Origin of the sequence: Kitasatospora sp. NBC_00240 (genome assembly GCF_026342405.1) — a bacterium.
Classification (GTDB): Bacteria; Actinomycetota; Actinomycetes; order Streptomycetales; family Streptomycetaceae; genus Kitasatospora.
The window spans coordinates 5971718-5994310 of sequence record NZ_JAPEMU010000001.1 but is presented as its reverse complement, the minus strand read 5'-3'; the positions used below and the strand labels follow the sequence as shown (position 1 = coordinate 5994310).

At 75.2% G+C, this 22593-nt stretch carries 18 protein-coding genes; 6 read left to right on the top strand and 12 right to left on the bottom strand.

Features of this window, described 5'->3' with window-relative positions; translation table 11 throughout:
- Window positions 1–54: 54 nt before the first annotated feature.
- Complete coding sequence (locus OG689_RS25590) at window positions 55–1059, bottom strand: stage II sporulation protein M (protein ID WP_266323223.1); 1005 nt, start codon at window positions 1057–1059, stop codon at window positions 55–57.
- 326 nt (window positions 1060–1385) lie between these two features.
- On the opposite strand from OG689_RS25590, the gene OG689_RS25585 reads away from it, so the two are divergent.
- A complete protein-coding gene (locus tag OG689_RS25585; RefSeq protein WP_266323222.1) occupies window positions 1386–2465 on the top strand; it encodes an RDD family protein in 1080 nt (359 codons plus the stop codon).
- A gap of 60 nt (window positions 2466–2525) precedes the next feature.
- Here OG689_RS25585 and OG689_RS25580 read toward each other — a convergent pair whose 3' ends face one another.
- The 7 genes from OG689_RS25580 to OG689_RS25550 all read right to left on the bottom strand — a co-directional run bounded on the left by OG689_RS25580 (window position 2526) and on the right by OG689_RS25550 (window position 10159).
- The gene (locus OG689_RS25580; protein WP_266323221.1) at window positions 2526–3173 is read right to left on the bottom strand and encodes a hypothetical protein; all 648 of its coding nucleotides are present in this window, start codon (window positions 3171–3173) and stop codon (window positions 2526–2528) included.
- Between the two features lie 247 nt (window positions 3174–3420).
- Complete coding sequence (gene ahcY / locus OG689_RS25575) at window positions 3421–4869, bottom strand: adenosylhomocysteinase (RefSeq protein WP_266323219.1); 1449 nt, start codon at window positions 4867–4869, stop codon at window positions 3421–3423.
- Between the two features lie 365 nt (window positions 4870–5234).
- On the bottom strand, window positions 5235–6212 hold the full coding sequence (locus OG689_RS25570; protein WP_266323218.1) for a cation diffusion facilitator family transporter: 978 nt from the start codon (window positions 6210–6212) through the stop codon (window positions 5235–5237).
- Between the two features lie 290 nt (window positions 6213–6502).
- Window positions 6503–7780, bottom strand: coding sequence for an SIS domain-containing protein (locus OG689_RS25565; protein ID WP_266323217.1), 1278 nt, complete (start codon window positions 7778–7780; stop codon window positions 6503–6505).
- A 97-nt stretch (window positions 7781–7877) separates the two neighbouring features.
- A complete protein-coding gene (locus OG689_RS25560; RefSeq protein ID WP_266323216.1) occupies window positions 7878–8060 on the bottom strand; it encodes a Trm112 family protein in 183 nt (60 codons plus the stop codon).
- A gap of 185 nt (window positions 8061–8245) precedes the next feature.
- Window positions 8246–9631, bottom strand: a complete 1386-nt coding sequence (locus OG689_RS25555) for a phosphomannomutase/phosphoglucomutase (RefSeq protein WP_266323215.1) — start codon at window positions 9629–9631, stop codon at window positions 8246–8248.
- Between the two features lie 156 nt (window positions 9632–9787).
- Window positions 9788–10159, bottom strand: coding sequence for a DUF3499 domain-containing protein (locus tag OG689_RS25550; RefSeq protein ID WP_073926809.1), 372 nt, complete (start codon window positions 10157–10159; stop codon window positions 9788–9790).
- Between the two features lie 140 nt (window positions 10160–10299).
- Here OG689_RS25550 and OG689_RS25545 point away from each other — a divergent pair, with 140 nt between their 5' ends.
- On the top strand, window positions 10300–10752 hold the full coding sequence (locus tag OG689_RS25545; protein WP_266323214.1) for a metallopeptidase family protein: 453 nt from the start codon (window positions 10300–10302) through the stop codon (window positions 10750–10752).
- 137 nt (window positions 10753–10889) lie between these two features.
- Here OG689_RS25545 and OG689_RS25540 read toward each other — a convergent pair whose 3' ends face one another.
- The 3 genes from OG689_RS25540 to OG689_RS25530 all read right to left on the bottom strand — a co-directional run bounded on the left by OG689_RS25540 (window position 10890) and on the right by OG689_RS25530 (window position 17080).
- Window positions 10890–12578: a DUF5719 family protein gene (locus OG689_RS25540; protein ID WP_266323213.1), complete on the bottom strand. Its 1689-nt coding sequence runs from the start codon at window positions 12576–12578 to the stop codon at window positions 10890–10892.
- Between the two features lie 6 nt (window positions 12579–12584).
- A complete protein-coding gene (locus OG689_RS25535) occupies window positions 12585–16490 on the bottom strand; it encodes a glycosyltransferase family 2 protein (protein WP_266323212.1) in 3906 nt (1301 codons plus the stop codon).
- A gap of 317 nt (window positions 16491–16807) precedes the next feature.
- Complete coding sequence (locus OG689_RS25530; protein ID WP_073926812.1) at window positions 16808–17080, bottom strand: WhiB family transcriptional regulator; 273 nt, start codon at window positions 17078–17080, stop codon at window positions 16808–16810.
- A 709-nt stretch (window positions 17081–17789) separates the two neighbouring features.
- Here OG689_RS25530 and OG689_RS25525 point away from each other — a divergent pair.
- The 3 genes from OG689_RS25525 to OG689_RS25515 are packed head-to-tail and all read left to right on the top strand — an operon-like array spanning window position 17790 to window position 20759.
- A complete protein-coding gene (locus OG689_RS25525) occupies window positions 17790–18470 on the top strand; it encodes a cysteine dioxygenase family protein (protein ID WP_266323211.1) in 681 nt (226 codons plus the stop codon).
- 28 nt (window positions 18471–18498) lie between these two features.
- The gene (gene cofD, locus OG689_RS25520) at window positions 18499–19470 is read left to right on the top strand and encodes a 2-phospho-L-lactate transferase (protein WP_266323210.1); all 972 of its coding nucleotides are present in this window, start codon (window positions 18499–18501) and stop codon (window positions 19468–19470) included.
- The gene (locus tag OG689_RS25515) at window positions 19467–20759 is read left to right on the top strand and encodes a coenzyme F420-0:L-glutamate ligase (protein ID WP_266323209.1); all 1293 of its coding nucleotides are present in this window, start codon (window positions 19467–19469) and stop codon (window positions 20757–20759) included. The genes cofD and OG689_RS25515 overlap by 4 nt, the downstream gene beginning before the upstream one ends.
- Before the next feature lie 100 nt (window positions 20760–20859).
- Here the strand turns inward: OG689_RS25515 and OG689_RS25510 are convergent, their stop codons facing one another.
- Entirely contained in the window at window positions 20860–21777 is a 918-nt protein-coding gene (locus OG689_RS25510; protein WP_266323208.1) for a DNA-3-methyladenine glycosylase 2 family protein, read from the bottom strand.
- An 81-nt stretch (window positions 21778–21858) separates the two neighbouring features.
- Between OG689_RS25510 and OG689_RS25505 the strand changes: the two genes are divergently transcribed.
- A complete protein-coding gene (locus OG689_RS25505; protein ID WP_266323207.1) occupies window positions 21859–22353 on the top strand; it encodes an SgcJ/EcaC family oxidoreductase in 495 nt (164 codons plus the stop codon).
- The last annotated feature ends 240 nt before the right edge of the window (window positions 22354–22593 follow it).

The following is a 22593-nucleotide window of genomic DNA, read 5'->3' as shown; positions in this document are numbered from 1 at the left end:
TCGTGCGGGATGTAGGAAGACTAGCAGGTCAGGGGCCTACTCAGCACATCCGCCTCAGGCGGCCACGGGCTGCAGGTCCGCCCGGTCGGCCGCGTCCACATCGCCGTACTCGCCGTCGGCCGCGGCCTTGCGGCCCAGCACCAGTGCGTAGGCGAGGAAGAGCACCTCGGCGACGGCTCCGATGGTGATGCGTGCCCAGGTCGGCAGGCCCGAGGGAGTGACGAAGGCTTCGAGGAGGCCGCTCACGAAGAGCACCACCGTCAGGCCGATGACGGCGCCGATGATGGCCCGGCCCTCCTCGGCCAGCGCGGTCCGGCGGTCCCGGGGGCCGGGGTCGATGATCGTCCAGCCGAGCCGCAGGCCCAGGCCGGCGGCCACGAAGACGGCCGTGAGTTCCAGCAGACCGTGCGGCAGCAGGAGGCCGAGAAAGAGGTCCAGCCGGCCGGCCGAAGCCATCAGGCCGATGCCGAGGCCCAGATTGACCACGTTGCCGGCCAGCACCCAGAGCACCGGGATGCCGAAGAAGATGCCGTACATCAGGCACTGCGCGGCGATCCAGGCGTTGTTCGTCCAGACCTGGGCGGCGAAGGAGCTCGCGGGGCGGTCCGAGTAGTACGCCTCGTAGGCGCCGCCGGGCCTGGTCATCTCGCGGAGTTCGGCGGGCGCGGCGAGGCTGTCGCGGACCTCGGGGTGGTTGGCCACCCACCAGGCGACCAGGGCCGCGCCGAGCAGCGAGACCAGCGCGATCGGAATCCACCAGCGGCGCGCGCGGTAGAGCGTGGCGGGGAAGCTGACCGCGAAGTAGCGGCCGACGTCGCGCCAGCCGCTGCTCCGGCTCCCGGTCACCGCGTCGCGGCCGCGCGCGACCAGGGTGGTCAGCCGGCCTTCGAGGGTGGGGTCGGGCGCCGCGGCCTGGACCTTGGCCAGGTGGCCGGTGGCCCGCTGGTAGAGGGTGACCAGCTCGTCGGCCTGCTCCCCGGTGAGCCGGCGGGACCGGCTGAGGGCGTCCAGTCGGGCCCACTCCCCCTGGTGGGTGGTGACGAAGACGTCCAGGTCCATGCGGCACGCTCCAGGTTCGGCGGGAGGAGGTGGAGAACGGGGATGACGGGCGGGGCACGTACCCGGGCCGGGGCGGGGCCGCGGAACGGCTCGCCCCCGGGCGGTGCTCGGTGCTGCGCGGTGGTGCGGTGAAGATGGCCGGGCGGGGGCTAGCTTGCCAGAGGCCGGCCCGGCGTCCGCAGGGGGCGGCGAATCGCACTTCCCGGGCGGGCACGGCTCCCCGTATGTTGGCGGCGTCAGACCACGGGATCTCGGGGGCCGGTCTGCACGGGCCGGTCGGACGGCCCGCCTTCCCCGTCGGCGACGCAGTGGAACGGACGGGTGTTGTGAGCGACCTGGTGACGGGTGAGGCGGTCGTCCTCGGCCTTCGGGCGGCGAAGCTTCCCAGTCGCGCGCTGGCGGTCGCGCTCGACCTGCTGGTGCAGTGCGGCGGCCTGCTGCTGGCGATCGTCGTCCTCGCCTTCGCCGCGCCGGACATCGACACCGCCGCCGCCGTCGCGACGATGCTCGCCATGACGGTGTTCTTCCTGGTCGGGCTGCCGGTGATGGTCGAGACGCTGTCCGGCGGGCGCTCGCTCGGCAAGCTGGCGTTCGGCCTGCGGGTGGTGCGGCGGGACGGCGGTCCGGTGCGGTTCCGGCACGCGCTGGTGCGCGGCCTGATCGGCTTCTTCGAGATCATCTCGCTCAGCGGGGTGCCGGCGGTGGTCTGCTCGCTGGTGTCCCAGGACGGGCGCAGGCTCGGGGACGTCTTCGCGGGCACCCTGGTGGTGCGCGAGCGGGTGCCCGGAGCGGGCCGGGGCGGGGTGACCCTGCCGCCACTGCCCCCGCAGCTGATGCAGGCGCTGGGCGGCGAGCTGGTGGCGCTGGACCTGTCGGCCGTCCCGGAGGGTCTCTGGCTGGCGGTGCGGCAGTTCCTCGGCCGGCTGACGCAGCTGGATCCGCAGATCGCACAGACCATGGCCGTGCAGCTGACCGCCGACCTCGTCGCGAGCACCGGACATCCGGCCCCCGTCGGGGTGCATCCGGCCGCCTACCTCGGTGCGGTGCTGGCCGAGCGGCAGCGCCGGGAGTGGGCCAGGGCGACCGGTCCGGGCACCGTGCAGCCGGCCCCCTGGGGCCCGGGCCCCGCCGGACAGCCGTACCCGGGACAGCCCTACCCCGGACAGCCGTACGCAGGACAGCCGTATGCCGCGCAGCCCCTCCCCTGGCAACCCGCCGCCCCCCAGTACGCGCAGCACGCACCGCCGCCGTACGGACAGACGCCGTACGGTCAGGCAGCCGTCCCGGCCCAGCAGCCGGCGCCCCGGCAGACCCCGGGGGCACCCGTGGCCGCGGCCCAGCAGCCGGCGGCGCAGGCCCCGGAGGCGCGGGCGGCCACGGACACCGGTTTCGCCCCGCCCGCCTGAGGCTTTCCCGCCTCCGGCGGGCAGCCCCCCGAAGGCGCGACCCGCCGCCGGATCGACCCGTCAGCCGGTGAACTCGGCCGGCCACGGGTTGGGCGGCGAGGCGAGCTCCTCCAGTTCGATTCCCGGGGCGGCCAGCACCACGTCACCGGCCAGGTGGACCACCTGCTGCTCGCCCGTCTCCAGATCGGTGACCTGGTACCGCTCGACCAGCAGCGGGCCGGAGTCGGTCGGGTGCGTCTCGGTGCCCTCCAGCAGCCAGCCCTGGTCGAAGGTGCGCGGCGCCAGCACCGGGTCGCTGAAGCCGACCAGCCGGACCCGGGTGCTCGCACCCTCCCGCAGCCGGAGCATCCGCGCGGTGGCGATCAGGAAGGCGGGCGAGCGGCCGGCGAAGCCGTGGGCCCGGTCGTGCCCCTCCACCGCGTGCTGCCCGGCGGGGTCGGCGGCGTCGGTACGGACCCAGGCCACGCCGTCCACCGCACCGCCGCGCACCTGCCAGCCGCCCGCGCGGACTTCGAGCCGCAGCGGGCGGCAGCGCGAGTCGAGGGTGAGGTCGACGGTGCCGAGGGTGCTGCCGTCGGGGCCGTAGGTCTTGGAGACGTAGCGCCAGCCGGCCGGGCCGGGGGCGCAGCTGAACCGTTCCTCGCCGAGCAGGACGTGGTCGTGGCCAGGGGTTGCGGAGGTGTGGAGCGAGTACCGGCCGTTGGGCATGGACCGAAGCCTACGTCGCGGGCCGGGCCTCGCCGGACCCGGCCGGACCCCCCAGCCCGGGCTCGCCCGAGGCCCCCGCCCGGGACACCCGCCCCGGTCCCGCCGCCCGCCGCCCGCCGCCGGGAACGCGAACGGCCGGCGCCCGCGGGGGGCGCCGGCCGGACGGCTACGACCGGATCGACGGGCCGCCGGTTCGGCGGGCCCGCGGGTCCGTGTGATCAGTGGCGGTACCGGTCCGCCGTGATCATCAGTAGCGGTACTGGTCCGCCTTGTACGGGCCCTCGACCGGGACGCCGATGTAGTCGGCCTGCTCCTGCGACAGGACGGTGAGCTTCACGCCCAGCGCGTCCAGGTGCAGGCGGGCGACCTTCTCGTCCAGGTGCTTCGGCAGCACGTACACGCCGACCGGGTACTGCTCGGTCTTGGTGAAGAGCTCGATCTGCGCGATGGTCTGGTTCGCGAAGGAGTTGGACATCACGAAGGACGGGTGGCCGGTCGCGTTGCCCAGGTTCATCAGGCGGCCCTCGGAGAGCACGATGATGGTCCGGCCGTCGGCCTTGCGCCACTCGTGGACCTGCGGCTTGACCTCGGTCTTCACCACGCCGGGGAGCTTGGCCAGGCCGGCCATGTCCAGCTCGTTGTCGAAGTGGCCGATGTTGCCGACGATCGCCTGGTGCTTCATCTGCTCCATGTGCGAGGCAAGGATGATGTCCTTGTTGCCCGTGGTGGTGATGAAGATGTCGGCGATCGCGACGACGTCCTCCAGGGTGGTGACCTGGTAGCCGTCCATCGCGGCCTGCAGGGCACAGATCGGGTCGATCTCGGTGATGATGACCCGGGCGCCCTGGCCGCGCAGCGACTCGGCACAGCCCTTGCCCACGTCGCCGTAGCCGCAGACGACCGCGACCTTGCCACCGATCAGCACGTCCGTGGCGCGGTTGATGCCGTCGATCAGCGAGTGGCGGCAGCCGTACTTGTTGTCGAACTTCGACTTGGTGACGGCGTCGTTGACGTTGATGGCCGGGAACAGCAGCTTGCCGTCGCGGTGCATCTCGTACAGGCGGTGGACGCCGGTGGTGGTCTCCTCGGTGACGCCCTTGATGGTGGCGGCGACCTCGGTCCACTTGCTGGGGGACTCGGTGAGGGTGCGGTTGAGCAGCTCCAGGATGATCCGGAACTCGTCGTTGTCGGCGGTCGACGGGTCCGGTGCGGAGCCGGCCTTCTCGAACTCGACGCCCTTGTGGATCAGGAGGGTGGCGTCACCGCCGTCGTCCAGGATCATGTTGGGGGTCTGGCCGTCGGGCCAGGTCAGCGCCTGCTCGGTGCACCACCAGTAGTCCTCCAGCGTCTCGCCCTTCCAGGCGAACACCGGGACGCCGGCCGGGCTCTCGACGGTGCCCTCGGGGCCGACCGCGATGGCCGCGGCCGCGTGGTCCTGGGTGGAGAAGATGTTGCAGGAGCACCAGCGGACCTCGGCACCGAGCGCGGTGAGGGTCTCGATCAGGACGGCGGTCTGCACGGTCATGTGCAGCGAGCCGGTGATCCGGGCGCCGGCCAGCGGCTGCGCGGCGGCGTACTCGGCGCGGATGGACATCAGACCGGGCATCTCGTGCTCGGCCAGCTGGATCTCCTTGCGGCCGAACGGCGCCAGGGAGAGGTCGGCGACCTTGAAGTCACCGGTGGTGTTCGACGACATGCGTCTGCTCCTCGCTGCGTGGATGGGGGAAAGCGGGCCAAGGTCCGGTGTGCGTCGCAGCACGGCGGGGCCACGGGTGCGCGGCATCGCCTCAGGCACCGGCGGGGCCGGACCTGCTGCGCGGCACAATCCGTCGGAGGACCTCTCTCCCTCGACCGGGTACGGGCGGACGGACCGCCGTGACCGATCGACCGCCATCAGCAGCGACGTTTGGCACTGTGACGAATCTACACCGACGGCCCCCGCGGCCGGGCTCCGTATGGCCGGATCCGGCCGGGGAACCCGGCCGCGGAGGCCGGAGCGGACGGTGTCCGCGGCCGCCCGGGGCGAACGGGGCGGCGAACGGCGTGGGGTGCGGTGGCGGGTCAGTGGGTGGTGTCCGGCCCCGGGCCGCCCGGCGTGGCCAGCGGGTCGTCGCCGGCGGCGGCCTTCGCGGCGTCGTAGACGTCCGGCTCCAGGTAGATCGCACGGGCGATCGGGACGGCGCGCCGGACCCGGGCCTCGGCCGCGTCGATGGCTTCGGCCACCTGGGCGGCACTGTCCTCCGCGTTGACCCCGATCTTGGCCGCGACCAGCAGTTCCTCGGGCCCGAGGTGCAGGGTGCGCATGTGGATCACCCGGTTGACGGAGTCGTGGTCGACCAGCGCCTCACGGATCCGCTGGACGCTGTCCCGGTCGGCCGACTCGCCGAGCAGCAGGGACTTGGTCTCCATCGCCAGCACGACGGCGATGACCACGAGCAGGATGCCGATGCAGAGGGTGCCGATGCCGTCCCAGACGCCGTTGCCGGTGATCACCGTGAGGGAGACCCCGAGCAGGGCGAGCACCAGGCCGATCAGCGCGCCGGTGTCCTCCAGCAGGACGACCGGCAGCTCGGGCGCCTTGGCCCGGCGGATGAACTCGACCCAACCGAGCCGGCCCTTCGCCTTGTCGGACTCCTGGATGGCCGTCCAGAACGACCAGCCCTCCATCAGGATGGCGAAGACCAGGACGCCGACCGCCCAGTACCAGCCGTGCAGCTCGTGCGGGTCGTGGATCTTCTCGTAGCCCTCGTAGACGGCGAACAGGCCACCGACGCTGAACAGCACGATGGCGACCAGGAAGGCGTAGATGTAGCGCTCGCGGCCGTAGCCGAAGGGGTGCTCCTCGTCCGCCTCGCGGCGGGCCCGCTTGCCGCCGATCAGCAGCAGCACCTGGTTGCCGGAGTCGGCGACCGAGTGGACGCCCTCCGCGAGCATCGAGGAGGAGCCGGTGAACCCGAAGGCCGTGAACTTGGCCGCCGCGATCGCCAGGTTCGCGGACAGCGCCGCCACCAGTGCCTTGGTCCCGCCTTCGGTACTCATGCTCGGGTTCGTTCCCTCCGACGGGGCCGGTGCTACGGCCTGCGCTGCTCTGCTGTCGAGCGCATACGCTATCCCGCCCGGGCACGGCGGCCGGGCTTTGGTTCGCCCCTCGGGCTGCGCCCGGCCCTGCGGCGGCCGCAGCCGGACCCCGGGCCGGGCGGACGGCGTACGACGGCCGGGCCCGACGGCAGGCGCTGCGGGGCGGGCGGCGGGACACTTCGGGGCGGGCGGCGGGCGGCGCGCGATGAGCGACGCCGGGCCGGGTGGCGGCTGCGGTTGCGGCGGCCGGGTCAGCCGCCGGTGGCGGCCAGGCCCAGGTAGACGGCGGCGAAGTCGGTCAGCGCGACCAGGTCGGCCAGGGCGTGCAGCGGGTCGGTGCGGCCGCTGGCGTACTCGGTAAGCCTGACCTCGTGCGCGGCCGCCAGTCGGTGGGCGCGCGAGACGGCGACACCGCGCGGGGCGTCGTCGTCGGCCGGCTGCTCGTACGGGCCCTCGGTGTCGGCCTCCTCCGCCGGCTCCGTCGGCGCACCGGACCGGCCGGGGGTGTGGCGCAGCAGCAGGACCTGGAGCAGCAGCGGGTCCTGCTCGTCGATCCGGTCACGGAAGAAGTCGTCCGGGTCGGCGCCGCCGCCGAGCTGGCCGACGAACATGCCCCGGTGGGCGAGCAGCGCCTGCGGCAGCAGCCCGGCCAGCGCCGGGCGCCCGGCCCGGTCGGCCAGCTGCGCGGCGAACCGGACCGCCACCGCGCCGGCCAGCGGGCCCTCCGCCCAGAGCAGCGGCACGGTGCCCGACAGTCGGGCGGCCAGGCTCTTCGCCGGGTTGGTGTACGCGGCGGCGTCGGGGCGGCAGCGGACGGCGCTCTCGTCCAGGCGGTCCGCGGTGGCCGGCAGCGAGCCGGGCGGCAGCTGGGTGATGCCGGTCTTCTCGGTGAGGGCGAGCAGCGGCGCGAGGAAGGCCCAGAGGGCGCCCGGGTCCTCGGCGGGCAGGTCCGGCTCGGCGGGCCACCGGCCGTCGGCGGCCGGGTCCTCCTGCTCGGGCAGGGACGGCCGGACGTAGGGCAGCGGAAGCGCGCGGACCTGCAGGGCGGCGTCGGCCAGGCCGCTGCCCTCGGGGGCGATCACCACGATCGAGCAGCCGCGGGCGTAGGCCTGCTCGGCGAGCGTGATCAGGCCGCGCTCGCCGCCGTCGGCGGAGGCGATCACCAGGAGGTCCATCGGCCCGGCCCAGCCGGGGAGTTGCCAGGTCATCCCGGCGGCGAAGGCGGGCACCCGCAGACGGCGGTCCTCGCGGGCGACCGTCCCGGCGTCGGCCGGGGGCAGGCCGGTGACCAGGCAGGCGGTGCCGGCCAGGGCCGCCAGGATCTCGCCGGCCAGCAGGGCGCTGCCGTGGCCGGCGACCAGCACGCCGCGCGGCCGGCCGTCCGGACGCAGCGCGGCGACCCCCGCCGCGTCCGCGAGCCGCAGGGCGGTGCGCACCCGGGCACCGGCCCCGGCCAGGGCGAGCAGCGCGTGGTCGTGGTCGGCGCGCTGGAGGGCGTCCGGGTCGTCGAGCAGGGTGTCGTCGAGCATGCGCTGGCCTCCGGCCGAAGACGTGGTGCTACCGACGGGGTGGGGCGGCCCGGTGCCGGGCGCCCGGACCTCCGGATGTGGTCCCGCGGGCAGGGCCTCAGGCCGGGCGGCGGGCCTCGTCGACCAGCAGCACCGGGATGCCGTCCCGGACGGGGTAGGCCAGCCCGCAGCTCTTGCCGGTGCAGAGCAGCTCGGGCTGCTCCTCCGTGCCGCCCTCGGTGAGCGGGCCCCGGCACTCGGGGCAGACCAGGATCTCCAGCAGGAAGGGTTCCAGCTTCATTGGGCGTCAGGCTCCAGATCTCGCGGGGAGGGGCGGCAGAGCGGTGCCCCGGCCGGTAGCAACCCTACCGGCCGGGGCACCTGGGAGGTCAGAGCCGGGGCCCGGCCGCGACGGTGTCAGCCGTCGTGGTGTCAGGCCGCCGGAGGTCCGGGGCGTCCGGTGCCGGACGCCCCGCGGGAGCCCGGTCAGGCCCGGACGATCGCCAGCACGGCGTCACGGACCTCGGCCATCCTGGCCGCGTCCTTGGCCTCGGCGTTCAGGCGCAGCAGCGGCTCGGTGTTGGAGGCGCGCAGGTTGAACCACCAGTCCTGGCCGGCCACGGTGAGGCCGTCCAGCTCGTCGACGGTGGTGCCGGGCAGCTCGCCGTAGACGGCGCGGACGGCGGCGACCCGGTCGGCCTGGTCGGCGACGGTGCTGTTGATCTCGCCGGAGGCGGCGTAGCGGTCGTACTCGGCGGTGAGCGCGGAGAGCGTGCCGTCCTGTCCGCCGAGCGCGGCCAGCACGTGCAGGGCGGCCAGCATGCCGGTGTCGGCGCGCCAGAAGTCGCGGAAGTAGTAGTGCGCGGAGTGCTCGCCGCCGAAGACGGCGTCGGTGACGGCCATCTCCTGCTTGATGAAGGAGTGGCCGACCCGGGTGCGGACGGGCTCGGCGCCGAGCTCGCGGACCACCTCGGGGACGGTCCAGGAGGTGATCAGGTTGTGGATGATGGTCGGCTTCTCCTCGCCGGCCGCCCGGGCGCGGGCGATCTCGCGGGCCGCGACCAGGGCGGTGATCGCGGACGGCGAGACGGGCTCGCCGCGCTCGTCGATGACGAAGCAGCGGTCGGCGTCGCCGTCGAAGGCCAGGCCGATGTCGGCGCCGGTCTCCCGGACCTTGGCCTGCAGGTCGACCAGGTTCTTCGGGTCGAGCGGGTTGGCCTCGTGGTTGGGGAAGGTGCCGTCGAGCTCGAAGTACATCGGCACGAGGTCCAGCGGCAGGCCGTCGAAGACGGTGGGGACGGTGTGGCCGCCCATGCCGTTGCCGGCGTCCACCACGACCTTGAGCGGGCGGACGGCGGTGAGGTCGACCAGGCCGAGCAGGTGGTCGGCGTAGCCGCGCAGGCTGTCCTGGGTGGAGAGGCCGCCCGGCTTGACGTCCACGACGGGGACGGTGACGGTGTCGTCCTCGGCCGTCCAGGACTCGACCAGCTCGCGGATCTCGGTCAGGCCGGTGTCCTGGCCGACCGGCGCGGCGCCGGCGCGGCACAGCTTGATGCCGTTGTACTCGGCCGGGTTGTGGCTGGCGGTGAACATCGCGCCGGGCAGGTCGAGCTTGCCGCTGGCGTAGTACAGCTGGTCGGTGGAGCAGAGGCCGATCTCGACGACGTCGGCGCCGTACGCGGCCGCGCCCTCGGCGAAGGCCCGGCTCAGCGACGGGGAGGAGGGCCGCATGTCGTGGCCGACGACGATCGCGGCCGCCTCGGTGACCCGTACGAATGCGGCGCCGAAGGCGCGTGCCAGGCTCTCGTCCCACTGGTCCGGCACGACGCCACGGACGTCGTACGCCTTCACGAGCTGCTTGAGGTCACGCACTACGGCTCCACCCTGAGATTTCCGGTCTGCGGGCCGCTCGGCCCCTGGTCACGATACGTCCGGTCGCCGCGGGTAGCGGGTACTCGGTCAGGGCAGCGTACCGGGACACGGTGGCCGGGAGGTTTCCGGCCGGAGCGGGCAGGGAAAGGCCGGCGGTCAGTTCTCGGGCGAGCGGAGCACCCTCAGGTGTCCGCGGCGGCCGGCCTCGGTGGGATCGCCCTCGGGGCCGCGGCCCTGACGGGGCGTGCGCTCCTGCGGGCGGGCGGCCTCGCGGACGGCGTTGGCGAGGGCTTCCAGGTCGTCGCTGCTGCGGCGGAGCGGGCCGGCCTCGGCGGCGAGGCGGACGACGTCCCAGCCGCGGGGGGCGGTGAGGCGCTCGGCGTGCTCGGCGCACAGGTCGTAGCAGTGCGGCTCGGCGTAGGTGGCGAGCGGGCCGAGGACGGCCGTGGAGTCCGCGTAGACGTACGTCAGCGTCGCGACGGCCGGTCGGCCGCACGCGGTCCGCGAACAACGACGTACAGAGCTCACGAGGGTGGACGGTACCGCACTCGCCGCCGGGGAGCGAAGACCCGCCCCCGGCGAGTACCACGTGTCGTGGCGGCCGCGGCGGTGAGATGCCGCCGAGGTGGTCCACTTCGGAGCGTGCAAGGACTACGCTCGACAGTGATATGGAGAGCTCCGCACCTCAGTCATCACCGGGCCCCGCGCGCCGGCCCCGGCACCGCGACCGGCACGGCCGGGGTCTGCGCGGCCCGCTGGCGCCGCCTCAGGTGCCGATCTCGCTGACCCGATCCGAACTCTTCGACGACTACGTGCGCGAGTCGGTGGAGCGGCTGGAGCGGCGCTGGCCGCAGCTGATCGACGTGGAGTTCGCCGTCCAGGAGGTGCCGCAGCCCGGGCAGGGCGAGGCGGACCAGGAGGGCGGGGTACCGCTGGGCCGGCTGCAGCCGGCCAAGCAGGGCCGCAAGAGCCGGATCGTGGTCTACCGGCGGCCGGTGGAGATCCGGGCGAAGTCGCGCGAGGACCGCGCGGCGCTGGTGCACGAGATCCTGATCGAGCAGGTCGCGGACCTGCTGGGGATGTCGCCGGACGCCATCGACCCCCGCTACGACGAGGAATGACCCGCCGCCACGGCGTGGGCTGACACCCCCGGGGAGAACGCACGGGCGAGCGCGCGGGCGGGTGCGCCCGGGGCGGTGCCGCGGCGGGATGACGACGCGAGGTGGGGCCGCCCGGCCGGGCGGCCCCACCGGGGGCGTCAGCGGACCAGCAGGCCCGGGTCCTGGGCGGCGTGCGGCACGCTCACGGTGCTGCGGTCGTCCGCGAAGGACTGGATGGTGAACATCGGCACGTCCTTGAGCGGCAGCGCGAGCATCCGGGCCGCGACCACCGGACCGCCGGAGACCGTCTCCAGGGTGATCGCGAAGCTGCCGTTCAGCCCGGCCGGCTCGGGGGCCGGCAGGCCGACCGTGCCGCCCGCGGGGATCTGCACGTCCTGGGTGGCCGGGGTGCCGCCGCCGCTGCCCGCCGAGGAGGTCACCCGGACGGTCGCGGCCTCGCCGGTCGAGGTCAGGTAGAGCGTGCCGGCCTTGGACCGGTTGTCGGCGACGGTGGCCCGCTTGCCGACCGGCACCGCGCCGGCCAGCCAGGCCGCGTCCGACTTGCCCTTGTCCGTGCGGTCCACCCGCAGGCCGGCCACCACCGGGGTGGGGTGCTTCTCGTCGGTGGGCGACACCCGCAGCGAGGCGACCTCGTCCCGGGTGACCTTGCCGAGGTCGACGGCGGCCACCATGCCGGCCTTCACGTGGATCGACTCGTTGCCGGCCGGGGTGAACCAGCCGTTCTTGCCCGAGAGCTCGATCTTCAGGTCGGCGTCGTCGTCACCGGGGGCGGCCACCACCAGGCGCGCCGAGGCGGTGTCGGCGGGCAGGCCGGGCAGCACCTGGACGGGCGCGGGGGCCGCCGAGACCGGCACCCAGTCCGCGCCCTTGTTGCCGTCGGCGGCGTGCAGTGCCGCGCCGACCCGGCCGCTGCGGGCGACCACCTGCACCGCCAGGTCGGCCACCGGGCCCTTGCTCAGGGTGGAGAGCAGCACCGACTGCGAGGCACCCGGCGCGATGGTCAGTCCGGAGGCCGCCTCGTTGTCGATCTTGCCCTTGTCGCCGTACAGCTTGAGGTCGACCACCGCCGCGACCGAACCCGGGTTGGTCAGGCTGACGTAGTCGGTCCGGCCGTCGAGGGTGCTGGCGCCGGCGAACCAGAAGCCGGTGCCGGCCACGCCGCAGGTGACGCCGGACAGGCCCAGCCCGCGCTGGTCGGTGACGGTGGTGGTCTGGCCGACGGTGAAGCCGGGCGCGTACACGCCGGTCGCGGTGCCGAAGCTGCCCGGCGCGGTGTCGCCGTTCGCGGCCGGGGCCGCCACCGGGACGCCGGGCTTGGCCAGGGCCAGCCGGGCGTCGGGCGGCGGCGCGTCGGTGGCCGGGGCGGCCGCCGGGGTGGCAGCCGGCGCGGGCGCGGCCGGGGACGCCGCGGCGGCCGCGGACGGGGCGGCCGTGGGCGCGGCCGGCGGCGGGACGAGGTCGGCCGCGAAGCCGCTGCCCCCGGCGGCGGTGGCCCCCGGCGGGCTGAAGGCGGTCAGCGTGGTGGTGCCGGTCAGGCCCTGCAGGGGCTGCGGGCAGACCAGCGCGGTGCGCTCGACCTGCGCACTGCTCGCCGACCCGGCCGCGCCCTTGGCGACGGCCGGCGGGCGCAGTTCGGCGATGCCGAACACCGCGGCCAGCACCACGGCCGCCGCCAGCAGCGACTGCGTGGTCCGGGTCACGCCGGCGCCGCCGTCCGCCGGGGCGGACACCGCGCCGGACGGCGCGTCCGGCGCGGTGTCCGGCGCCGGCGAGGCCTTGGCCGGAGCAGTCCTGGCCGAAGAGGTCTTGAAGGTGGGCTTCTTCATCGCGGGTCAGCTCCCCGATCCGTTGTGGTGCGGGTACGGGCGGCCCTGGTGGTCCCGGTCGTCCGGGTCGTTGGGGTCGTTGGGGTCGTAGTAGGGATCGCCCTGCGGCTGGCCCGGCACCCACGGCTGCTGCTGGTCGCCCGGCTGCTGCTGGTAGGGGTCGTAGCCGTACTGCTGCTGGTACTGGTCGTAGCCGCCCTGCTGGTAGGGCTGCTGCTGGTAGCCGTCCTGGCCGCCGTAGGGCGCGGCGGCCGGCTGCTGCTGGTCCGCGTACGGGTACCCGCCGCCCTGGCGGCCGGCCCCGGCGGACTGGGACGGGTCCCAGCTGTACGGGTCGGCCTGCTGGTACGCCTGCTCCTGGTACGGGTCGGCGTAGGCGTCGGTATAGGGCTCGCCGCCCTGCTGCGCCGCGGCCTCGGCGGCGCGCAGCGGCTCGGGCGCGCCGGCGGGCTGCGCCGGGATGCCGCCCTCGTACACGCCGGTGTCGTCCCCGGCGGGGCCTTCGCCCTCGCCGCGCTCGGCCATCCGGCGGGCCCGGCGGCTGCCCGGGGCGGGTGCCTGCGCCTGGGCGGCGGCGGCCAGCGCGGCGGCGGCCACCACCTCCTCGGGGAGGTCGTCGTCGTTGTGGTTGCGCCGCCCGGGCAGGGCGAGCACCAGGACGGTCAGGCCGATCAGCAGCTGCGCCCAGATCCAGCCGGTGTGCGCCAGGCTGCTCTCACGGGTGACGGCGAGCTTGCCGCCGCCGGCCGGGAGCTTGAAGCCCTGCGCCCAGCCGTCCACGGTGACCGGCTCCAGCGCGGTGCCGTCCACGGTGGCCGTCCAGCCGGGGTCGGCCTGCTCGGCGAGCCGCAGCACCCGGCCGTCGGGGCCGGCCGCGACGGTGGTGGCGATGTCGCGCTCGCCGGAGGGGACCGCCACCGGGGCGGTCCCCGGCGCGGTGATCACGGCGCGGGTCGCGGGGACCCCGCCGACCTGCCAGAGCGCGGTGCCGGCGTCCTGGCTGACCTTGGTCAGACCGGGGGTGGCGTCCAGCACCTCCCTGGCCTTGGCGATCATCGGGTCCTCGACCAGGACGTACGCGACGCCGTAGCCGGCCAGCGCGCTCGCCTGGTCGGCGCCCGAGCCGGCCAGCAGGTTGCCGACCACGGTGTTCAGGCCGTTGCCGGCGGCGGAGCCCGCCTCGACCGTGCCCTCGGCCTGGCCGAGGCTCAGGCCGGCGCCGCGGACCAGCGCGAACCGCACCGCGGCGGCCTCCGCGTCACCGGTCAGCACCAGGGTGCGGGAGCGGTCGGTGGTGCCGGCCTCCTCCGCGATGAAGGCGGGCACCTGGGCGGCCGCGGCGGCCCGCCGCAGCGGCCCGTCCGCACCGTTGACGGCCCACCAGAGACCGGTGCCGAGCGGCGCCAGCGCGGCGGCGGCGACCACCAGCGCGGCCACCGGCTGGCGCCAGCCGAAGGCGATGCCGGCCACTCGGGCGTTGGCTCCGTCCGCGCCGATCGCCGCGGCGGCCAGCAGCGCGATGCCGGTGAGCAGGGTCGCCGGGCCGGCCCAGGCGGGCACCGCGGCGCCGCCGGAGGCGGGGGTGACGGCGCTGCCGGCCACCGCGACGGCGAAGACCATGCCGGCGGCCGCCGCGCCCCAGGCGACGAGTACGGCCCGCCGGCGGTCGGCGCGCAGCAGCGCGGCGAGCGCGGCGAGCACCACGCCGGCCGACAGCCACACCGGCGGGACGCCGGAGCCGCCGGGGTTGGCCAGGACGAGGCCGAGCGGCGTCGCCGGGTGACCGCTCGGGCCGGGCAGCCCGGCCTCCAGCAGCAGCCGCGACGGGTGCGCGAGGACGTGCAGCGACCAGGGCGCGAGCACCAGGACCGGCATCCCGAGGATGACCAGCACCCGCAGGCCGAGCAGGCGCAGCGCTTCCAGGCCGGAGCCGAAGGCGCCGCCGCGGGCCACCGCGGTGGCGAGCGCGGCCAGGCCGAGCGGGACGGCCAGGGCCCAGGCCAGCGGCACGAAGGCGGTCGCCAGGGTGAGCAGCAGGACGGCCATCCAGGCGCTGCGCCAGCCGGGGCGGGCGCCCTTGGCGGCGGTCTCGGCCCGGATGCCGAGGCCGACGGTGATGGCGGCGGCGCGGGCCAGCGGCGGCAGCAGCACGGCCAGGACGGCGGTGCCGATCCGGCCCTGGGCGAGCGCGCCGGTGGCGGCGGGCAGCACGGCGTAGGTGGCGCTGGCCCAGGCGCGGACGAGCTTGGAGTCCAGCAGCGGCCGGGAGACCAGGTAGGCGCTGACGGCGGCGAGCGGGACGGCGAGCACGACCAGCAGGGTCAGCGCGAGGTCGGCGTGGTCGAGCAGCAGCCAGGAGAGCACCGACAGGACGCCCAGGTAGGGCGGGGCGGTGGCGGTGGAGCCGGTGCCGACGGGGTGCCAGGAGCCGGCGTACATGCCCCAGAGGCCTGACGCGCCGTCGGCGGCGGGCAGCAGGGCGCCGCCGAGCAGGTAGCCGCCGCCGAAGAGCGGGCGGCAGGCGGCGAGCGCGAAGAGCAGCAGGCCGGCGAAGAGCACCGGCGCGGGGCGCCGGGCGAGCTTCTTGATCAGGGCGAACTGCTCGACGACCAGGTCCTCGGAGTCCTCGTCGCCGGGGCCGGCCTCGACCGAGCCGTGCCGGCCGGCGCCCGAGTCGTCGGTGCCGCCGATGCCGAGCGAGCTGATCGCGCCCTCGACGGCGAGCCGGGCGGTGGCGCCGGGGGCGGGGAAGAGCGTGCGGTCGTCGCCGGGGTCGGCGGCCCTGGTCCTGGCCCGGCGTTTGCGGGCGAGCAGGAGCCGGGGCAGCCGGATCAGTTCGTGGCCCAGGCCGGCGATCTCGTCGAAGGCCTGCTTGGGGTCCTTGCCGACCAGGTTGGCGAAGACCCGCAGCAGGGTGCCGAGGACGAGCCGCAGCAGGACGTACGGCAGCAGCAGGCCCTTGGAGTTGGCCAGCAGGGTGTAGACGGCGCCGGCCTTGTCGACCCGGTGCGGGTGGGCGGGGGCGCAGTCGATGGCCCGGCGCTCGCGGCTGGCGGCCTCGGCGTGCCGCAGGACGGCGTCGGGGGCGATCACCACCCGGTGGCCGGCGGCGTTGACGCGCCAGCAGAAGTCGGTGTCGTCGCGCATCAGCGGGAGCGCCTTGTCGAAGCCCCCGAGGTCCTCGAAGACGTCGCGCCGCACCAGCATCCCGGCGGTCGAGACGGCGAGGACGGGCCGGACCTGGTCGTGCTGGCCCTGATCCTGCTCGCGGCGGTCGAGGCCGGTCCAGCGGCGGCCGGAGCGGGCGATGCTGACGCCGACCTCCAGCAGCTGGCGGCGGTCGTACCAGCTGCGCAGCTTGGGGCCGACGACGGCGGCGGTGGGGGTGGAGTCGGCGACCTGCAGGAGCCGGCGCAGGGCGTCGGTCTGCGGTTCGCAGTCGTCGTGCAGCAGCCAGAGCCATTCGACCGGCTGGGTCTCGCGGGGGCCGCCGCGGCCGAGTTCGTCCTCGGCGCCGAGCGGGTCGCCGAAGTCGTCCCAGCCGCCGGTGACGGGGTCGTAGCCGGAGGGGTCGAGGCTGTAGGGGAGGTCCTCGGGGCGCAGCGGGGGGCTGTTGAACACCGCGTCGGCGACGGCGGTGCCGAAGCCGGCCCGGCGGCCGAGGATCAGCGGGCCGCTCTCCGGGAGCCAGTCGCCGAGGGTGTCGGCGAGCAGCTGCGGGGAGGCGTCGGTGGAGCCGGTGTCGACGGCGAGGATGCGCTGCACCTGACGGTCCTGGCCGAGCAGGCCGGCCAGGGCCTGCGGCAGCCAGCGGGCGCCGTCGTGGGAGACGATCACGGCGGTGACCAGGTGGCGCGGGTACGCGGGCGGCCTGGCAGCTGAGAAGCCGCTCTGGTGGCTGTAGACAGTCATCGAGTGCGCTGGCCCCAGTTTTTCAGTGGATGCAGCCGGTGGATGCAGCCGGTGCACGGCAGGTGGTGCGCGGTACCGGTCCGGGCGAGCCGTTCGACGGCCGGGGCGGGCGGCGCTGCGCGGGCCGGGAGCAGCGGCACCCGGATGGCGCACCACACTAACCGCTCCGGCCGGTATCGGTGGCAGCGGTGTCGGTGCAGTGCGGGTCCGGGAACGCATGAGCGCCCCACCATGTGGTGGGGCGCCGGTGCAACTGTCGTGGTGGTCGGCGGGCCGCTGGCCGCGGTGGACGCCGCCGGGTCCGGGGCCTGGTCGGCTCAGACCGCGCTCTTCTTGAGCCGCCGGCGCTCGCGCTCGGAGAGACCACCCCAGATCCCGAACCGCTCGTCGTTGGCGAGGGCGTACTCCAGGCACTCGGAGCGGACCTCGCAGGCGAGGCAGACCTTCTTGGCCTCCCGGGTGGAGCCGCCCTTCTCCGGGAAGAAGGACTCGGGGTCGGTCTGGGCGCACAGTGCGCGCTCCTGCCAACCGAACTCCTCCTCTTCCTCCTCGATGCCCTCACCGATCAACAGCTCAAAGAGCTCGCTCATGTGGCGCGCCTCCTCTGCCCCTCTTGGCGTCCCCGTGTTGCCGCTGCTGGGTGCGGCTGAACGACACGAGTGAAATTACAGTTGCGTCACTCTGGCCCAGTCAAGCCGAGCTCTGGTATTGGGTCGAGGATTCACTCCCCGGCACCAAGCCGTTACGAATAGTGTACATATACGGACATTGGGCACTTGTCGTCCGGATGCCGTCGAACCATCCGCAACCATCCGCCCGCTGACCCCTGGTCACCCCGGTTCGCGTCGATCTTGACCGTCCCTCACGAAGAAGGACGTCCACCGGGCGGGCGGGGGTTCCGGGAGACCGGCCCTGGGTGCGGGTACCCGCCCGAACCGGTCATCGGGCTGCCTTCCCGGCGATCTTCACATCGAAACATAGAGGGTGATTTATCACCCCATCCGGTGGTTCATGGGCACTGCCCACCCAATGTCCGGTCGAGCAGGTTGACACACGCACCCCCCTTGCGGTCTCCTTGCTCCCATGTCAGAGTCCGCCGCCCCCCGGAGCCGCCAGGCCGAGCTCCGCCGTGCCGCGAACTCTTTCCGCTGTTGTCGCCTCTGTTCCTGCTGTATCTAGGCGCTCGCGTCCCACCGCGCGCCGCCCAGGACCACAGAGGCCGCCCGCGCGCTCCCGCCCCAGGACCCCCGCGGATCCGGCTGATCCCCGTTCGAACCAGCCGCCTCCGAGGACGATCCCATGCGAATGAACCGCATCCGCAAGCGGAACCGTGACCGCAACAAGCCCGCCCGCCGACCCCTGGCCGCCCTTCCGGTCCTTCTCCCGTCGCCCGCCACGGAGCCCGTCCGCCCCTGGGCCGACGGCCTGAGCGACCTCTCCATCGCCGGCGACCCGCTGGCCTTCCCGCACCTGGCCCGCACCGACCTGCCCCAGCACCCCACCACCGTCGCCGGGTACGCGCAGCTCGTCCGCGAGATCGCCGCCGACCGCGACCGCTGGGAGCCGCTGGTCCGCTACGACGCGCTGACCCGCTGGTACGCCCGGCTGGAGACCGGCCCCGGCTACGAGGTCTGGCTGCTCAGCTGGCTGCCGGGCCAGAGCAGCGGCTTCCACGACCACGGCGACTCCTCCGGCGTGATGACCGTCGTCGGCGGCGAACTCGTCGAGCGCTCGCTCACCCTCCCCCGGACTCCGTCCGGGGGTGCCCCCAGCGGCGAGGACGCGCGCACCCTGCGCCCGGGAGGGCAGCGAGTGTTCTCCTCCGGCTACCTGCACGAGGTGGTCAACGCCTCGCTCGAACCCGCCGTCAGCATCCACCTCTACTCCCCCGGTCTGACCGAGATGCACCAGTACGGCGCACCGGTCGTCCCCGAGACCCAGCCCGTCGAGCAGAGCGCCGACCCGGCCGGAGCCCGCTGACGCCCCGTCCGCCTGGCAGGATGGGCTCATGCGCATCGTGGCACTGGCAGGCGGAATCGGTGGAGCGCGCTTCCTGCGCGGCCTCAAGGAGATCGTTTCCCCCGCGGACGAGATCACCGTCATCGGCAACACCGGCGACGACATCCACCTCTTCGGACTGAAGGTCTGTCCGGACCTCGACACCCTGATGTACACCCTCGGCGGTGGCATCCACGAGGAGCAGGGCTGGGGCCGGGCCGACGAGACCTGGTCGATCAAGACCGAGATGAAGGCCTACGGCGTCGGGCCCGAGTGGTTCGGGCTCGGCGACCGCGACTTCGCCACCCACATCGTCCGCACCCAGATGCTCGGCGCGGGCTACCCGCTGAGCGCCGTCACCGAGGCGCTCTGCGACCGCTGGCAGCCCGGCGTGCGGCTGCTGCCGATGAGCGACGACCGGGTGGAGACCCACGTCCGGATCACCGACGAGCAGGGCCCCCGGGTGGTGCACTTCCAGGAGTACTGGGTCAGGCTGCACGCCGCCGTCGCCGCCGAGGCGATCGTCCCGGTCGGCGCCGACACCGCGAAGCCCGCGCCCGGCGTGCTGGAGGCCCTCGCGGCCGCCGACGTGATCCTCCTCCCGCCCTCCAACCCGGTCGTGAGCATCGGCACCGTGCTGGCCGTGCCCGGGATCCGGGAGGCCGTCCGCGCGGCGGCCGCCCCGGTGGTCGGGCTCTCCCCGATCATCGGCGGGGCGCCGGTGCGCGGGATGGCCGACAAGGTGCTCGCGGCCGTCGGCGTGGAGGCCACCGCCGAGGCGGTGGCGCTGCACTACGGCGCCCGGGCCGGCGAGGGCCTGATCGACGGCTGGCTGGTCGACACCGCCGACGCGGCGTCGGTGGCCGCCGTCGAGGCGGCCGGCATCAGCTGCCGGGCCGTCCCGCTGCTGATGACCGACACCGGGGCGACCGCGGCGATGGCCCGCGAGGCGCTGGCGCTGGCCGAGTCGGTCCGCCGGTGAGCCTGCACGTCCTGCCCGTCACCGGCCTGCCGGAGATCGACGCGGACTCCGACCTCGCCGAACTGATCGCCAAGGCCGGCGATTTCGAGGACGGCGACATCCTGCTCGTCACCTCCAAGATCGTCAGCAAGGCGGAGGGCCGGCTGCTGCGCGCCGCCGACCGCGAGGCCGCCATCGACGCCGAGACCGTCCGGGTGGTGGCCCGGCGCGGCCCGGCGCGGATCGTCGAGAACCGCAACGGCCTGGTGATGGCCGCCGCCGGCGTGGACGCCTCCAACACCGCCCCCGGCACCGTCCTGCTGCTCCCCGAGGACCCGGACGCCTCCGCCCGCGCCCTGCGCGCGCGACTCCAGCAGCTGACCGGCCGCCGGCTCGCCGTCGTCGTCACCGACACCTTCGGCCGGCCCTGGCGCAACGGCCTGACCGACGTCGCGATCGGCGCCGCCGGCCTGCCCGTCCTGGAGGACCACCGGGGCCGCACCGACAGCCACGGAAACGAACTGGCGCTGACCGTCACCGCCACCGCCGACGAGCTCGCCGCCGCCGGCGACCTGGTCAAGGGCAAGGCCACCGGCACCCCGGTCGCCGTCGTCCGGGGCCTGGCCGGCCTGGTCACCGCCGAGGACGGCGCGGGCGCCCGCCCGATGGTCCGGGCGGCCGCCGACGACATGTTCCGGCTCGGCACCTCCGAGGCGCTGCGCCAGGCGGTCACCCTGCGGCGCACCATCCGCGCCTTCACCGCCGAGCCGGTCGACCCGGCGGCCGTCCGCCGGGCGGTGGCGGCCGCCGTCACCGCGCCCGCCCCGCACCACACAACGCCCTGGCGCTTCGTCCTGCTGGAGACCCCCGAGGTCCGCACCCGGCTGCTGGACGCGATGCTCGCCGCCTGGCAACGCGACCTGCGCGAACTCGACGGGTGGGACGACGCGAAGATCGCCCGTCGCACCGCCCGCGGCAACGTGCTGCGCGACGCGCCGTACCTGGTCGTCCCCTGCCTGGTGATGGACGGCTCGCACGCCTACCCGGACCCGCGCCGGGCCGCCGCCGAACGGGAGATGTTCACCGTCGCGATCGGCGCCGCGGTGGAGAACCTGCTGGTCACCCTCACCGGTGAGGGCTACGGCTCGGCCTGGGTCTCGTCCACCATGTTCTGCCGGGACACCGTCCGCGCCACCCTGGACCTCCCCGCCGACTGGGACCCGATGGGCGCCGTCGCCGTCGGCCGCCCCGCCGAACCGCCGCGCGAGCGGCCGGACCGCGGCGCGGACGCCTTCGTCACGGTGCGCTGACCCGCGGCGGGCGCCCTCCCCTGGCCCGGCCTCCCGCCGGGCGGGCGGACCGGGCGGACGGACCGGCGGGCGGGAGCCCCCGGAGCCGGACCGGCCCCGCTCAGCGCCCCCGGTGGTCGTTCGGCGCCAGCCGCGGGCCGTAGCGCGGGGCGTGGCCCGCGGTGGCGAGCAGCAACCGGCAGACCCGGTGGCGCTGCGGGCGGTAGGGCTCCAGCAGGGCCAGCATCTGGGTGTCGTCGCTGCGGGGCCGGCCGGCCAGCGCCCAGCCGACCAGGTTCGGCAGGTGGAAGTCGCCGACCGAGACGGCGTCCGGGTCGCCGTTGCTGCGCTGCAGGGTCTCGGCGGCCGTCCAGATCCCGATGCCGGGCACCGAGGTCAGCCGGGCGAAGGCCTCCTGGTGGGCGAAGCCGGAGGCCTCCTCCAGCCGGGGTGCCAGCCGGGCCGCCCGCACCACGGTGGCGGAGCGCTTGGGGTCGACGCCGGCGCGGTGCCACTCCCAGCTGGGCAGCATCGCCCACTCGCGGGCGGACAGCGGCACCCGCATGCCCTCGGCCGGCCCGGGGGCCGGGGTCCCGAAGTCGCGCAGCAGGACCCGCCAGGCGCGGTACGCCTCGTCGGTGGTGACCTTCTGCTCCAGGACGGCCGGGACGAGCGACTCCATCACCAGCCCGGTCCGGCCCAGTCGGGCCCCGGCGAGCCGGCGCTGCGCGTCGCGCAGCGGCCCGGGGGGCAGCACCAGCGCGGCGGGGTCGTCCTGGGCGCCGAGCAGTGCGGGCAGCTGCTCCAGCAGCCACCCGGCGCCCGGGCCCCAGGCCCGCGCCTCGACCTCGCCGTCGCCGGGGCGGCCGAGCACCCGCAGGGTGCCGATCCCGGCCGGGGTGCGCGAGGCCCGCCAGACGGCGCCGTCGCCGGTCCGGCGGTACGAGGGGTCGGCCGGGCCGCGGCGCAGCGGCAGCAGGGCGCGGCCGGGGTCGACCGGGAATCCGGGCCGCCAGCGCCGTACCGCTTCCTCCGTCACCGCACCAGCCTCCTGTGCGCCGGGCCGTCCGTCGGCCCCGCTCCGCTGTCCCGCCGGGCGGCCTTCGCCGACGATGGACCTATGAACGATACGCGGCTGCCGGAGCTGTCCCCCGCCGACGAGAGTGCCGTCCGCGGCCTCTACCACCGGGTGCTGGAGGGCTGGAACATGGGCGACGGATCGGCCTTCGCCGGGCCGTTCGCCACGGACGGCGAGGCTGTCGGCCCGGACGGGGTCCGCTACGTCGGGAGGTCCGGCATCGCCGCCGAGTTCGGCCGGATCCTCGCCGAACGCGAGCCGGCGGAGTATGTGGCGAGGGTGCGCCGGGTCCGCCCGCTGGCTCCCGGGGCGGCCCTGCTGGACGCGGTGGCGGGCATGGTGCCGCCGGACGCCGTCGACATCGATCCGGCGCTCAACTCGCTGCACACGGTGATCGCCGTGAACCGGGGCGCCGGCTGGCGGATCGCGCTGCTGCAGCAGACCCCGGCGGGGTACGGCAGCCGCCCCGATCTGGCCGCGGCGCTGACCGCGGAGCTGCGGGCGCTGGTCGCCCGCACCCCCGGCCCGGTCGGCTGAGCGCTCCCGGCCGGGCACACCCGTTCGGGGCGGCCGGCACCGCCCGGGCGCAGCGGCCGTGAAACCGGGCGCGCGGCAGCCGCGAGCAGCGGGCGCGCACAGCGGCCGTGAGCACCGACTGTCAGCGCGCGCCGTCCGCACGCGCCGTCCGCGGAACCCTCCGCGCCGGCCGACCGGGCGCCCGGCGTGCCCCGGGGCGGCCGGGTGCCCAAGATCACATTCGCCGACCGCCGTCCCGGG